The 14522-nt window shown below is 49.3% G+C and carries 13 protein-coding genes and 2 tRNA genes; 9 read left to right on the top strand and 6 right to left on the bottom strand.

Annotated features, from left to right (window positions below):
- Positions 1–63: 63 nt before the first annotated feature.
- Both H8K38_RS05055 and H8K38_RS05050 read right to left on the bottom strand, forming a co-directional pair.
- The gene (locus H8K38_RS05055) at positions 64–1590 is read right to left on the bottom strand and encodes an acetyl-CoA hydrolase/transferase family protein (protein ID WP_186883698.1); all 1527 of its coding nucleotides are present in this window, start codon (positions 1588–1590) and stop codon (positions 64–66) included.
- Positions 1591–1707: 117 nt separating this feature from the next.
- Entirely contained in the window at positions 1708–2646 is a 939-nt protein-coding gene (locus tag H8K38_RS05050; protein WP_186883697.1) for a bestrophin family protein, read from the bottom strand.
- 143 nt (positions 2647–2789) lie between these two features.
- Here H8K38_RS05050 and hpaR point away from each other — a divergent pair, with 143 nt between their 5' ends.
- The 4 genes from hpaR to H8K38_RS05030 all read left to right on the top strand — a co-directional run bounded on the left by hpaR (position 2790) and on the right by H8K38_RS05030 (position 5884).
- Positions 2790–3245, top strand: coding sequence for a homoprotocatechuate degradation operon regulator HpaR (hpaR, locus tag H8K38_RS05045; RefSeq protein WP_186883696.1), 456 nt, complete (start codon positions 2790–2792; stop codon positions 3243–3245).
- A gap of 364 nt (positions 3246–3609) precedes the next feature.
- Positions 3610–5487 (top strand): potassium transporter Kup, encoded by a 1878-nt coding sequence (locus tag H8K38_RS05040; protein WP_223826891.1) that lies wholly within the window; start codon positions 3610–3612, stop codon positions 5485–5487.
- 56 nt (positions 5488–5543) lie between these two features.
- Positions 5544–5620, top strand: a tRNA-Arg gene (locus H8K38_RS05035).
- 187 nt (positions 5621–5807) lie between these two features.
- Positions 5808–5884 (top strand) — tRNA-Arg (locus H8K38_RS05030).
- Positions 5885–5991: 107 nt separating this feature from the next.
- Here H8K38_RS05030 and H8K38_RS05025 read toward each other — a convergent pair.
- Positions 5992–6402 carry a thioredoxin family protein gene (locus H8K38_RS05025; protein ID WP_186883695.1) on the bottom strand — a complete coding sequence of 137 codons (411 nt, stop codon included), beginning with the start codon at positions 6400–6402 and terminating at the stop codon, positions 5992–5994.
- A 73-nt stretch (positions 6403–6475) separates the two neighbouring features.
- Between H8K38_RS05025 and tsaB the strand changes: the two genes are divergently transcribed.
- The 4 genes from tsaB to H8K38_RS05005 are packed head-to-tail and all read left to right on the top strand — an operon-like array spanning position 6476 to position 9427.
- Entirely contained in the window at positions 6476–7165 is a 690-nt protein-coding gene (gene tsaB / locus H8K38_RS05020; RefSeq protein ID WP_186883694.1) for a tRNA (adenosine(37)-N6)-threonylcarbamoyltransferase complex dimerization subunit type 1 TsaB, read from the top strand.
- A 32-nt stretch (positions 7166–7197) separates the two neighbouring features.
- Positions 7198–7644: a ribosomal protein S18-alanine N-acetyltransferase gene (gene rimI, locus H8K38_RS05015; protein ID WP_186883693.1), complete on the top strand. Its 447-nt coding sequence runs from the start codon at positions 7198–7200 to the stop codon at positions 7642–7644.
- Positions 7644–8456 (top strand): uracil-DNA glycosylase family protein, encoded by an 813-nt coding sequence (locus H8K38_RS05010; RefSeq protein ID WP_186883692.1) that lies wholly within the window; start codon positions 7644–7646, stop codon positions 8454–8456. Before rimI ends, H8K38_RS05010 begins: the two co-directional genes overlap by 1 nt.
- Positions 8456–9427, top strand: coding sequence for a DUF1853 family protein (locus H8K38_RS05005; RefSeq protein ID WP_186883691.1), 972 nt, complete (start codon positions 8456–8458; stop codon positions 9425–9427). Before H8K38_RS05010 ends, H8K38_RS05005 begins: the two co-directional genes overlap by 1 nt.
- On the opposite strand, the gene lplT is transcribed toward H8K38_RS05005, so the two are convergent.
- Positions 9424–10686, bottom strand: coding sequence for a lysophospholipid transporter LplT (gene lplT, locus H8K38_RS05000; protein ID WP_186883690.1), 1263 nt, complete (start codon positions 10684–10686; stop codon positions 9424–9426). The genes H8K38_RS05005 and lplT overlap by 4 nt on opposite strands.
- Positions 10687–10824: 138 nt before the next feature.
- On the opposite strand from lplT, the gene radA reads away from it, so the two are divergent.
- Complete coding sequence (gene radA, locus H8K38_RS04995) at positions 10825–12204, top strand: DNA repair protein RadA (protein ID WP_186883689.1); 1380 nt, start codon at positions 10825–10827, stop codon at positions 12202–12204.
- Positions 12205–12232: 28 nt separating this feature from the next.
- On the opposite strand, the gene hpnE is transcribed toward radA, so the two are convergent.
- Positions 12233–13564, bottom strand: coding sequence for a hydroxysqualene dehydroxylase HpnE (gene hpnE / locus H8K38_RS04990; RefSeq protein ID WP_186883790.1), 1332 nt, complete (start codon positions 13562–13564; stop codon positions 12233–12235).
- A 1-nt stretch (position 13565) separates the two neighbouring features.
- Complete coding sequence (gene hpnD / locus H8K38_RS04985; protein ID WP_186883688.1) at positions 13566–14399, bottom strand: presqualene diphosphate synthase HpnD; 834 nt, start codon at positions 14397–14399, stop codon at positions 13566–13568.
- Between the last annotated feature and the right edge of the window lie 123 nt (positions 14400–14522).

Raw genomic sequence — 14522 nt, 5'->3', positions numbered from 1 at the left:
TGAAAAAAACGCCAACTGAAAAAATTCAGTTGGCGTTTTGTTGTATCTGCTCTTTGAAACAGATCAGGCAACAGCTTTCAATGCGACAGCTTGTTCCAGCATAGTGCCAGTCTCACGATAACGGACATGCCAGGAAAACGCCTTCTCCAAGACGTGTGGAGTCTGTCCACCACGTAATTCTGCCTCCGCCAGATAATCTAGTAACATTTGTTTGTAAGGCTCTGCCACACAGTTCTGAATGATTTTCTGTGCGCGTTCACGCGGTGCTAATCCGCGCAGATCTGCTAGGCCGACATCGGTCACGATAATGTCAACGTCATGTTCATTGTGGTCAACGTGCGTGACCATAGGAACGATACTCGATATCTTTCCATTCTTGGCAATCGCCTTGGTCGCAAATACCGACAGGTAGGCGTTGCGGGCAAAATCGCCCGAGCCGCCAATACCGTTCATCATGTGTGTGCCGAGTACATGTGTGGAGTTCACATTGCCATAAATGTCGGCTTCAAGCGCGGTGTTGATGGCGATGATGCCGAGACGACGAATGACCTCGGGATGATTGCTGACCTCTTGCGGACGGAGCACCAGGCGATCTTTGTATTTGCCGATATTGGCAAATACTTCCTGACTTTTTTGCGCCGACAGTGTGATTGATGAGCCGGAAGCAAAGTCCAGTTTTCCGGCGTCAAAAAGATCGAAAGTGGAATCTTGCAAGACCTCTGAATACATTTGCAAATGTTCAAAGGGGCTGTCAATGAAGCCCGTCATGACCGCGTTTGCTATCGTGCCTATGCCAGCCTGCATGGGCATCAGGCTATTGGTCAGTCTGCCATCTTTGACTTCTTGTTTGAAAAAATCAACAAGGTGGGCGGCGATCTGCGCTGTTTCTTCATCTGGCGGCAAAATGGTCGAAGCACTGTCGGCTTTTTCGGTAATGACGATCGCAACAATTTTTTCTGGCGGGATCATGATTGCCGTTGTTCCAACGCGGTCGCTTGCCGACATAATAGGAATTGGCTCCCGTTGCGGTCTGTGCTTAGGAATGAAAATGTCGTGCAGACCTTCCAGATCCAATGACTGTGTCAGATTGATTTCGACGATCACCTGATCCGCCAGGATAGCAAAGCTGGCGCTGTTACCGACAGATGTGGTCGGGATGATGGCGCCGGTTTCTGTGATCGCAATGGCTTCAATGATGGCGACGTCAATCGCATTGATCTGGCGCGTGCGCAATTGCTCAACTGTTTCGGATAAGTGCTGATCGACATACATGATCTCGCCGCGATTGATTGCCGCGCGCAAGGTCGGGTCTGCCTGAAATGGCATGCGGCGTGTCATAGCGCCGGCTTCGGTCAGTGTTTTGTCGACATCGCTACCCAGTGATGCGCCAGTCATCAGGGTGATTTTCAGTTGTTCAGATTTTGCCCGTTCCGCAATCGCGAGGGGAACAACTTTTGCGTCACCAGCTCGCGTAAAACCGCTCATGCCTACCGTCATTCCGTCTTCTATCCACGACGCTGCCCGTTCGGCAGTCGTGACGCGATTTCTTAATTCTGGAAGACGTATCCGTTGTTGTTGAGCTTCGTGCATTTTTATATTCCTTTGTCTCTGAAAGTAGATGGGAGAATTACTTTATGTTCTGATTTCCTGATTCTGCGACCAGGTTGTTGTTGCCGGTGTTTCTGAAATCCGTACTTCTTTTGTGGCCTAAGTCAGCCGGTAACCCACCGGTAGCATTGGTGCGGGGAGCGGGGCATGTTGTATTGCTTCGAGTAAATCAATTTCGATGGCACGACAGATTGCATCTAATGGCAAATCATTCGCGTCAAGACCAAAGGGCTCTTCGATTTCATCGCCGAGTGCATCTAAGCCAAAGAAGGTATAGGCAACAATTGCCACCACAAATGGCGTCATAAAGCCGATCGAATCTACCAGTCCGAAAGGCAGCAGAAAACAGTAGATATAGGCAGTCCGGTGCAGCAGCAATGTGTAAGAAAAAGGAATGGGCGTATTTTTTATGCGCTCGCACGCGGCAGCGGCGGCTGTGATGGCTGATAAGGTAGTGTCAATATTGGCCGCGAGACAGGGATCGATGCGCTTTTCATTCATACTTTGCTGCAAATCCAGCGCCATACGATTAATTAAAAAATCGGGTTTGTTTTTGGATGATTGAATCAGCGTGACCTCTTCTTGATTCAGCCATTGCGGCATATCCTCACCCGGCAAATCGCGCAGCAGATTTTTAAGTGCGTAGGAAAAGGCGATTGCCCGGTAAATCATGCGTACCCTGATATCTGTCAGCCCATTTGATGCCATTGCTGTGATCGGGTATGCAATCAGGCTTTGACATTGGCGTGAAAGGTTGCGACTCCTGATCAGTAGTTCGCCCCAGAGTTTGCGCGCTTCCCAAAAGCGGTCATACGCAGTGTTATTCCGGAATCCGAGAAAAATGGAGATAGGCAAGCCGATCAGGGTAAACGGAATGGTCGTCAGTGTGATTTTGAGTTCAAATAAATCACCATGCGAAATGGTGACCAATGTAGCAATCAGAATATTAATTGTCAGGGCCGGCAATATTCTTGGCAAGACAGAGCCTCGCAACATGAGAAACAGCCGAAAGCCAGACGGGCGATCTCTGACTATCATGCTTTTTCCCAATTTTTAAAATGTTTCACCGATAACCCGTCAGAATACTAATATATTAGTGAATTAAAACACTAATATATTAGTAAGTCAATCTGTACAATGGCTTTGAATTATTGAAAATAATTAATCTGAATGGAGTCAATATGAATCACAGAATTGCCTACCGAAATCTGCCACAACTGTTTTTGAAGGCTCGTGCGAATCTGATGAGTCACTTCCGTCCGATATTGAGTCGGTTTGGCTTAACGGATCAGCAGTGGCGAATTTTTCGTGTACTTGATGAACACGGCCAACTCGAACCACGAGAATTATGTGATTTATGTCAGATATCCAGCCCTAGCATGGCAGGGGTACTCAAGCGCATGGAGGAGCTTGATCTGATCCGCCGTTGTGACGTGAAAGGGGATCAACGCCGCGTCTTAATTGCGTTGTCAGAGCAGGGGGATGCGCTGATGCTGAAAATTGCCCCATTGATTGACACGCAATATCAATATGTTGAGCAGGCATTCGGAAGTGAAGCGATCGATGAACTGATTGCTGCTCTTGAACGGTTTAATGAGGTAAAAACAGACGCGGTCGAGCAGGTTGCGTTGGATTAACTCTTGCGGTTTTTTATTTCCCGGAAAAAATCCAGGGAAGCGCATCGAATTCTCTATTTATATTGATCAGCGTTGATGTTTCGACGTACTTGAAATCGCCGTGCGCGATCGATTGCAGTGATATTCATGGGCATAGTTAGTGTGATGTTTGATTTGCAATTGAGTTTTTTGGTAAAAGGTAAATTTATTCTCTTTCCGTCTGAGCGAGACAACACATGTCGTACCAGTTCCTGCCCGGTGAGGTTACTATTTATGTGCTAACTGTTGCGTATTAACTTAATATGTTCTTTTTTTGTTTTGGACTATTGAGTTTGCCTCTGGAATGCCCTATTGTGCAACGCACCAATAATTACAAGGTACGCAATTGGATAATCATCAAACGAAAAGCAGTCTGGCAGGATTGACGTTAGCGGCAGTCGGCATTGTTTATGGCGATATCGGAACCAGTCCTCTCTATACGATGAAGGAAGTGTTTGCGCCAGCCCACGGATTGCAGCTCACACAGGCCAATATCTTTGGTATCGTCTCTATGATTTTGTGGGGACTGATTATCATCGTTTCTCTCAAGTATGTGACGCTTGTGCTGCGCGCAGATAACCGCGGTGAAGGCGGAATTATGGCGCTGACGGCGCTGTCCCTCGAATCGGTCAGTAAAAATTCTAAACTCTACTTTCCCCTGACTGTGCTTGGCTTGTTTGGCGCCTCACTGTTTTACGGTGACGGCGTGATCACCCCGGCGATGTCGGTATTGTCGGCAATGGAAGGTATTGAAGTTGCCACGCCCAGTTTTAAACCAGTCGTTGTTCCTATTACGCTGATTGTTCTGATCTGTTTATATGCTGTTCAGCGTAAAGGTACTGCAGGCATAGGGAAGATGTTCGGCCCGGTGATGTTGTTGTGGTTTTCAGTTCTGGCCTTGATGGGCTTGTATAACATCATCCGCGTTCCGGGAATTCTTGCCGCTTTCAATCCCTTATACGCAGTGAACTTTGTGATAGACCATCACTGGGGAGCTTTTTTTGCGCTCGGTGCTGTCGTACTGGCTTTTACCGGCTCGGAAGCTTTGTATGCGGATATGGGGCATTTTGGCGCTAAACCGATTCGTGCGGCCTGGTTTTTTATTGTGTTTCCCGCACTGGCACTGAATTACCTCGGACAAGGCGCGCTGCTGATGTTTAATCCGGCAGCAGTGACCAATCCTTTTTATTATCAGTTGGGTGCGTGGAGTATTTATCCTCTGGTCATCTTATCGACGGTTGCTGCGGTGATCGCATCTCAGTCGACGATATCCGGGACGTTCTCGATGACCAAACAAGCTATTTCGCTCGGCTTTTTGCCGCGTATGAAGATTGTGCATACGTCAGCTAAAGAAATCGGCCAGATTTATATTCCGGTGGCGAACTGGATGCAATTGTTTGTGGTTGTTGGCGCGGTGATTGGCTTTGGTTCATCGACGAATCTTGCATCGGCTTACGGTATCGCAAATACCGGTACGATGCTGGTGACGTCATTGCTGACGTTTTTTGTTATCCGGTTTGGCTGGAAATACAATCTTCTATTGTGTGTTGCTGCGACATTTTTCTTTTTAGCCATCGACGTTTCTCTGTTTTCTGCCAATGCATTGAAATTCTTCCATGGCGGTTACTTCCCGATTGTGCTGGGATTGATTATTTTTACCTTGATGCTGACCTGGAAACGTGGACGTGAGCTGGTATTTGAAAATCTGAAAAAACATGCAATTCCGCTGGAGGATTTCCTTGCATCCCTGTTTGTTTCTGCGCCGACCCGGGTTTACGGTACTGCCGTATTCTTACGTGGTGAGGCAGACGGTGTGCCGCACGCACTCTTGCATAACTTATCGCACAATAAAATATTGCATGAACGAGTGGTTTTTCTGACGCTGCATAACAGGGAAATTCCATGGGTACCATTTTCTGAACGTATTAAGATTTCCGATCTTGGTAATTCGTGTTATCAGATCGATCTGTTTTACGGATTTAAAAATGAGCCGGATATTCCAGCTGCGCTTGCTTTGTGTGCATCGAGTGGTCTGATTTTTGAGCCTATGGAAACTTCTTACTTTATTTCCAGGCAGACGATTATCTCTACGCCGGGCGGTGGTATGGCAAGATGGCGCGAGGGCATTTTTGTTGCCATGTCTCGCAATGCACGTGATGCAGCGGACTACTATCACATCCCAAGCAATCGTGTGATTGAAGTCGGCGCTCAGGTTGAAATTTGAAATAATGGCGGGAGGGCTTATAAAATCAAAAGTCCTATGCTATAATTTTGTTTTTCGCGGCTGTAGCTCAGCTGGATAGAGTACTTGGCTACGAACCAAGGGGTCGTGGGTTCGATTCCTGCCAGCCGCACCAGATTCAAGGGACTAGATGTAAATCTAGTCCCTTTTTTCTATTCTGCGCTTCTTTTTTTCTTGTTCATTTTCTTCCCCGGTTCGCTGCATTTTTTTTGCTTGCCTTAATACTTATTTATCTCGCGTCACAAAAGTTGAGCAGAGGGGCTTTAAATGTTGGGTTTACTTGTGCTATAATTTTCTTCTTCGCGGCTGTAGCTCAGCTGGATAGAGTACTTGGCTACGAACCAAGGGGTCGTGGGTTCGATTCCTGCCAGCCGCACCAGATTCAAGGGACTAGATGCAAATCTAGTCCCTTTTTTCTATTCTGAGATGTTCAAGTTGAAGAATGTGCTCACGCTGACATGAACACCGAATTGGCTTAGTGATTGACTAGTCCGCGAGTATTAACCGGCGTAGACTCCAGTTTTCCGGTGCCTCCTGATTGAGGGAGCTGCGCTTGATCGGGTTGGATCGTACGCTTTCTTCGATGGACGTAATGAGCCGGTGGAGTTGTGATGCGTCAGGCAGCATCGTTCCCAGAAATGCCACGTCATCGTTATATTGAATCAGGATGGTAGGGAAATTTTCAATTTCTATATCTTCGACCAGATGGGCATGGTCTTCTATGTCGACCCAGGCAAAGCACTTTTCCGGATGGCGGACAGCCAGTTCTTCAAATGCTGTGCGATAAATATTACAGGTGTCGCACCATGCAGCGCAAAGGCAGGCGACCAGCCAGTGTTTGGTGTTCAGTTGATTTTTCAACTGTTTCAGATCATTAGTGTGAATATGTGCGTTCATGTTGTAATTCTAACCGATTCAATCTCAATAGAAATCCAGCCTTGCACTGAAGTGAACACGGTAAAATACGTCTATGACAACGATTTTAGCAATAGAAACATCGACCGAACTGGCATCAGCAGCTTTGCTTGTCGATGATCAGATTTATGTGCGCGAGTTATCCGGTGTGCAGACCCATTCACAAGGAATTTTGCCTGCGTTGCAGTCATTGCTGTCGGAGGCCAGCATCGCACTGTCTGACTGTGATGTTTTGGCTTACGGATGCGGCCCCGGTGCATTTACAGGAATACGCACAGCTTGCGGCATTGTTCAGGGGCTTGCCTATGGCGCAGAATTAAACGTTGTGCCAGTGGTTAGTCTGCACGCGACGGCGTTGGCAGCATTCGCAGAGGTAAAGACGGATAATTTTATTTGCGTTCTGGATGCGCGTATGAGCGAGGTGTACTGGGCGCAGTACCGCTTTGTAGGTGGAGTCTGCGTAGAAGTTAGCGCTCCAGTGTTGGCGAAGATAGAAGATATTACGCCGAGTGCTGATCTTGATTCACCGTATTTTGTCCTTGGGAATGGCGTTGTTTTGCCTTCTCAATTTATTCAGTTTCCATCGATTCCGATGATGCCGCATGCAAAACAGGTTGCGGAGTTGGGGAGACTGGGGCTGGCAAGCGGTCAGGATGTCTCACCAGAGCTGGCGCAGCCGCTGTACCTGAGAAATAAGATTGCCTTAACTACTGCCGAACGAGCTTTGGTGCAGGGGCAGAAGTAATATGCGGCTTTTCGTACAGAGTATAAGAAAACATGCATAACTTTGTGAAATTGGGTTTTGCGGACATTGATCAGATACTGACGATTGAAGAGGCGGTATACTCTCATCCCTGGTCCAGAGGAAATTTTACCGATTCGTTTTTAAGTGGCTATCAGGCATTTGGTATTCGCGATCATTCCGGAGAAATTGCCGCTTATTTTTTTGTAATGCCTGTTGTTGACGAATTGCATCTGCTGAATTTCGCGGTCCGTAAAGAAAATCAAGGGCAGGGATATGCGAGCGCCATGTTGAGATACCTGCATCTGTATGCAAAAGAACAGGACATGACGTCAGTTTTGTTGGAAGTCCGGCGTAGTAATTATCGGGCAATTGAGGTGTACCTTGCCGATGGCTTTGAGGAAATCGGCAGAAGAAAAGCCTACTATCCTGTCGATGTAAATACCCGTGAAGATGCAATCGTGATGCGGAGAATGTGCTGATGAATGCTGCCGAACAAACGGCTCGTATCAAAATTCTGAATGCAATGGGTTTGGGCCCGTTGTGGCTCTCCCGCTATGCGTCTGAGGAGGTAACTCCAGTAGCTGCGACGTTGGCGTTGGCGGATGTTCCTCCTGCGGCTGTTTTGCCTGACGGTGGTGTCACCGATGTTGTAACAGTGGCGGACGTAACCCCGTCTTCAGCGCCAGTGGCGTCTGATCCCGTGGATCGCGTATCTGTGATGTCCTGGGATGCATTGCAAGCCGAAGTTGCATCTTGTGTGGCTTGTGGCTTGTGTAAAGGTAGGACAAAAACAGTTTTTGGCACTGGAGATACCGCAGCGACATGGTTGTTTGTCGGTGAAGGTCCGGGCTATAACGAAAACTTACAGGGTGAGCCGTTTGTCGGCGCAGCCGGACAGTTGCTTGATAATATGCTGCGGGCACTTGGTGTGCAGCGCGGTGAACGTGCGTATATTGCTAATGTTGTCAAATGTCGACCGACGGATAGCCGCGGTAAAGACAGGCCGCCAACGGCCGATGAAATACAGGCTTGTCTGCCGTATTTGCAGCGCCAGATTGCCTTAATTCAGCCGAAAGTGATTGTTGCTCTGGGTAAGACGGCAGCAATTGCCTTATTGGGGGCAGATCCTGATACGCCTGTTTCGCAATTACGTGGAAAAGAACATCATGTCAACGGTGTGCCTATGATTGTGACCTACCACCCTGCGTATTTATTGCGTAAACCTGTAGAAAAAAGTAAGGCGTGGCGCGATTTGTGTCTCGCTCAAAACGCTTTACCAACAAACGTCTGATGCGAGTCTATCCAGACTATCAGGCACAGTTTCATCAACAGTGGGGACATCTGAACGATGTGCATGTCCGCTCACTCGCATGGTTGTTAAGTTCTCCCGATTTGCTCGATCAGCAGTCCCCCGTGTGGCAAGGTGCGATCGTCGCACCGGAGCTACCATCTCAGATTCAGCTTGAACGGTGGTTAACCAAGCTTGATGTATTTCCGGCGCCTTTGCATCAGGCCTTGCGTGATGCGCCGACAAAACGACTGGGTTTGTATGCGGAGGTGTTGCTTGCTTTTTATCTTGCTGATTCAGGTGAGCTGTTTGCGCATGGTCTGCAAGTGAATGATGAGCAGGCACGTACCATTGGCGAGTTTGATTTTCTGGTAAAAGAAGGCGCGGGGCTTGTGCATTGGGAGTTGGCGACAAAGTTTTATTTGTTTTTTTCTGACGCGGCATCTGAACAAAGCGGAGCACCTGATTTGTTTAATTATCTCGGCCCGAATCTCGCGGATACGCTGGGTGCCAAGATGAAGAAAATAGTGCAGCAGCAATTGCGTCTGGGTTTGCATCCGGCCGCAAAGAAATTGTTGCCTTTTCCTTTGCTGCATTCACAAGCACTTGTCAAAGGCTGGTTGTTTTATCGCGATATGGATATCGGTCGAGCAGGCTCTGCGGTTGATGGAGTATCGGAGCAGCATTGTCGTGGTTACATCTGGACTTTGCGTGATTTGCAGGAAATGACTGAGTGCGAAGGCGTTATTTTGCAGCGCCTTGCCTGGCTGGCACCGGTGCAACTGAGTAGTGACGCTGTATTCGGAAAGCAAGAATTACTGACACAGATCAAATCACATTTTTCGATATCGACGGCGCCAGTGTTGCTTGCGATCACCGTTACCCAGAACGGTATTGCCCGGGAAGTTTGCCGCGGTATGCTGATTCCTGACGACTGGTGGGATCGGGCTTCTGCGGCAATATTGCGTCCCTAGTGCTTATGTTCACCTATCAGTGCCAGTGAATCAAACTGGCGCTGGTTTGCACTATGCTTTCTCATCACAATGAACATTGTACTCGCCACAAATAAACCGAATATTACAATCACAGCTTGAATGTTCAGGTCTAAATAGATCATTAGCGCGTACAAGCCCAACATGATCAGTACTGATAAGTTTTCATTGAAATTCTGTACCGCAACTGAGTGTCCAGCACTCATCAGCACATGGCCGCGGTGCTGTAAGAGGGCATTCATAGGTACTACAAAGAAGCCTGCCAGTGCACCAACCAGAACAAGTAAAGGATAGGCGAGCCAGACGCTGTGTACGAAGATCATGGTGGTGACGACTAGTCCCATTGCGATGCCCATGGGCATGACTGCCAGGGATTTTTTGAGTGGGACAAATTTAGCGGCAGCAACTGCGCCGATGGCAATGCCGATAGCGACAACACCTTGTAATACCGCTGCTTTATTCAGCGGCATTTGTAAAGATTCTTCTGCCCATTTTAAAACGATAAACTGCAGTGTTGCCCCGGCGCCCCAGAACAGCGTAGTGACAGCCAGTGAAATCTGCCCCAATTTGTCTTTCCATAGGGTGACAAAGCAATGAGAAAAATCACACACTAATTGCACTGGATGGGGCTTTTGATGGGCGTAACGGGCACCTGTGTCGGGGATGCGCAAATTAAACAGAGCGGCAAGCCCATAAAAGAAGGTAATGACGCAGAGTGCTGCCTCGGTCGGCGTATTAATTGGAAAATCAACCACCGGGAAATCAAAATTCAGCAAGGTCGCCGAAATATGAGGGGTGACCAGCGCACCACCAAGTACGGTGCCGAGAATGATGGAGGTCACTGTTAAGCCTTCGATCCAGCCATTTGCAGCGACCAGTTTTTCAGGGGGGAGCAATTCCGTCAGAATGCCATATTTTGCCGGCGAATACGCTGCTGCACCAAATCCGACGAGAGCATAGGCAATCAAGGGATGCACATGAAAAAACATTAAAGCGCAACCAAGGACTTTAATCATATTCGTAATGAACATGACCTTGCCTTTGGGGAGAGCATCAGCAAAGGCGCCGACAAAGGCGGCTAGTAATACGTAAGAGACAGCGAAGAAAAATTTCAGTAAAGGTGGCATCCAGCTTGGCGATTGCATCGATACCAGTAACGCCATGGAGGCAATCAGTAGCGCATTGTCGGCCAGCGAAGAAAAAAACTGTGCCGCCATAATTGTATAGAAACCACGTCTCATGCTTGTCGTTTGCCTGTTACAAAGTGTTATCGGTCAGCTTTATACCATGAAAATCTCGCCTGATCGCTGAATTAGAGCATGTATATCAGAAATTACTGGGTAAAATATCAGTGTTTATTACGTTTTCTTTGAAAAGTTATGGCTAAGGCAAAAACTAATTACACCTGCACGGAGTGCGGCGGCATCGTCAATAAATGGGCCGGGCAGTGTCCCTCGTGCGGGCAATGGAATACCTTGGTCGAAACGATCATAGAGGCGGCTGGCAATCGTTTTTCGGGGAAACACCAAAGTCTCGCGCAAACCGCACCAGTGTTGAATCTTTCCGATATCGAAGCGTCAGATGTACCACGTTTTGGTACGGGTATCGAGGAGTTTGATCGCGTCCTGGGTGGCGGCTTAGTGCCGGGTGGCGTCGTTTTGATCGGCGGTGATCCTGGAATCGGAAAGTCCACACTGTTGCTGCAAGCCTTGTCGAATCTGACCAAGATAAAGAAAGTGCTGTATGTCAGCGGTGAGGAGTCTGGCGCGCAGATCGCTTTAAGGGCGAACCGGCTGGTGCTTGATACGCATGGACTGGCTTTGCAGGCGGAGATTCAGCTCGAAAAAATTCTGAACACACTGGCGGATCATAAGCCGGAAGTAGTAGTGATTGATTCGATTCAGACGATCTACTCAGATGCACTAAGCTCGGCACCGGGCTCGGTGGCGCAGGTGCGTGAATGTGCGGCGCAGCTGACACGCGTCGCAAAAACCATGAATATCACCATGATTCTGGTCGGTCATGTGACGAAAGAGGGTGCCCTGGCGGGACCCCGCGTGTTGGAACACATTGTGGATACTGTGCTGTACTTTGAAGGTGATACACATTCGAGTTTCCGTCTGGTCAGGGCGATTAAAAACCGCTTTGGTGCGGTGAATGAACTGGGTGTCTTCGCCATGACCGAGCGCGGCTTGAAAGGCGTATCTAATCCGTCGGCATTGTTTCTTTCTCAGCATGAGTCTCAGGTCGCTGGTTCCTGTGTCATGGTGACCCAAGAGGGAACCAGACCCTTGTTGGTCGAGATACAGGCGCTGGTTGACAGCTCCTTCGCACCGAATGCGAAGCGTTTATCTGTCGGTCTGGAGCAAAATCGTCTGGCGATGTTGCTTGCTGTGTTGCACCGGCATGCCGGTGTTGCGGCGTTTGATCAGGATGTGTTTATTAATGCGGTCGGTGGCGTCAAAATTGCAGAGCCTGCGGCCGACCTTGCTGTCTTGCTGGCGATTAATTCGTCGATGCGAAATAAGCCCTTGCCACGTAGCCTGGTTGTGTTCGGCGAGGTCGGTCTGGCTGGTGAGATACGGCCAGCGCCGCGAGGGCAAGAACGCTTGAAAGAAGCAGCCAAGCTCGGATTTACGATAGCCATGATTCCGAAAGCGAATGCGCCCAAGCAAAAAATCGAGGGGCTTACCATCATTGCAGTTGATAGGATTGATGAAGCAATGAGCCGTATCCGCGATATTGATGATGCGAACTGAGATCTTGCCTCGCGCGCAGCAGTTGTGTTTATTGGCGCAGGCTGTTGATGACCTCAGTTGCTGCGTGGATGCCGCTGCTGACCGCGCCTTCGAGTGTCGCCGGATAATCGCCCTGCGTATAGTCTCCGGCCAATGTCAGCCCGGCTATGCCCGTGCTGTTTGGCGGGCGTTGTAGCGCCGGAGTGCAACTGAAGGTTGCTCTTTTTTCAGTAATGATCTGATGCCACAGAGGGCTTGCCAGTTCGGGGCGCTGGAAGCTGTCAGCTAATTGCCGGGCGATCGCGCCTGCGAGCGACTGGTGATCTTGTTGGTGCTCTTCTGGTGCGCTGATCACGACCGCAAACAAGCCGCTCTGATCACCATGTAACTGGCCGCGGTCAAATACATATTGCCCCCATCGCTGTTGCGAGGGATCGTCCAATAAAGCATACATGGGGCGCGACAGGCTTATTCCTGGCGCATACTGCAAATAGCAGCTCGTGATGGCTTCGTATGTCAGTGGTGGCAATGTCATGCCGGTGTCCGCATCGCTCAGCAGTCGCTGTGCATTACTGGCATCAGTGGCAATAACGATGCCGTCAAATGCCTGCTCATTCTGCTGTGCAGACTCGATGATCCATTGAGATGCGCCGTCTTTTTTGATTGCTTTGATTGCGCTTGAACATGCCACGTCAGCGCCGTGGAGCTGTAAGAATTCCGCCGCTTTTTGCGGGAACAGTGCAGACAGATTCAGTCTCGGCAGCAACATGTCGGATGCGGCGCGACTGGCGCCAAGGCTGTCCCGCAGGACGTTCAGAAATACCTGCGCAGAAGCCTGTTCAGCAGGTGTATTCAATGCAGCGATGCAAAGTGGATTCCACATCAGGCGGCACAGTCTGTCCGTCTGATCAAAGCGTTGCAGCAATTCTGCGACGGTGCAATCGGTATTGAGCGTCCAGCCCATCCAGCGCGCTGCAGAGGAAAATCGAGCGAGTGCCAGCTTGTCTTCGCGGCGCAGACCTTTCGCCCTCCAGAGAGCCACGAGCATATGCAGTGGCGCAGGCAGTCGTGGCGCAATGAAGTGCATGCCATCTTCGTGCTCTGGGTAAATCATTTGTAGCGGCAGCCGCAAAAACGCAGTGTTCAGGTCAACACCGACGGTTTTCATTAATTTCAGACTCTGCTGATATGCGCCCAGCAGAATATGCTGGCCATTATCAACCGTGAGCCCATTAATCCCGACGCCGCGCGCGCGGCCACCGAGTGTTTTGGCTGACTCAAACAGGCTGACCTGATGTCCGTTCTGCGTCAATGTGACGGCTGCCGCACAGCCTGCCCAGCCACCACCGATCACAGCAATTTTTTCCGAGACCTTCGCCATTTCAGCCACGGATATAGGTTTTCCAGGCGAGCCAGAGTTTACGTATCGGTGTCAGCGAGATGCGCTGGCTCAGCACATGAAAGCCATCGCGCTGAATTTCCGATAGCAGTGTTCTGTAGATGGCTGCCATAATCAACCCGGTACGCTGTGCGCGGCGGTCTTCTGGTGGCAGTAATGCCAGTGCCTCATCATAGAGTTTCTGAGCCCGTTCGTACTGGAACTGCATCAGCGCTTCAAATTCAGGGCTATGTCTGGCATTCAGTATGTCGGCTGCCGTCACCTTGAACTGTTGCAGTTCATTGACCGGAAGATAAATTCTGCCCTTGCGCGCATCTTCACCGACGTCACGAATGATGTTGGTCATTTGAAACGCAAGACCGAGTTTCTCTGCGAATACTTTGGTTTGCGGATTGCTAATGCCAAAGATGCTGGCCGATAAAATCCCGACGACACCAGCGACATGCCAGCAGTATTTTTGCAGCGCAGGAAAATCAAGGTAACGGGTCTGATTCAGATCCATTTCCATGCCATCAATAACGGCCATCAGGTGCGCACCTTCAAGCTGGTAAGTCGTCATATGTGGCAGCAAGGCTCTGGTGACAGGATGTGTCGGCGCATTCGCCAGCATTGCTTGAATTTCTTTGCGCCACCATGTCAGTTTGCTGCGGGCAACCATATCGTCAGTACTTTCATCGACGACATCATCCACTTCACGGCAAAAAGCATAGAGCGCAGTAATGGCGCGGCGTCTTTCTGCTGGCAGGAACAGGAAGCTGTAGTAGAAACTGGAGCCGCTTTCTGCGGCTTTTTGTTGGCAATATTCGTCTGGTGACATGCTGGAATATAAAAAAGTTGTTAACGCTGGGCTGATCAAAGTTGATAAGAGTTGCTATGCTAACAAACTTCAACATGTCTCAACCTGTTCAGATTGCGATACCGCATGTAGAACGGAAGTATC

Source organism: Undibacterium sp. FT79W (genome assembly GCF_014284215.1).
In the GTDB taxonomy this organism is placed as follows: Bacteria; Pseudomonadota; Gammaproteobacteria; order Burkholderiales; family Burkholderiaceae_D; genus Undibacterium; species Undibacterium aquatile.
This window is presented reverse-complemented; position numbering and strand designations above follow the sequence as displayed.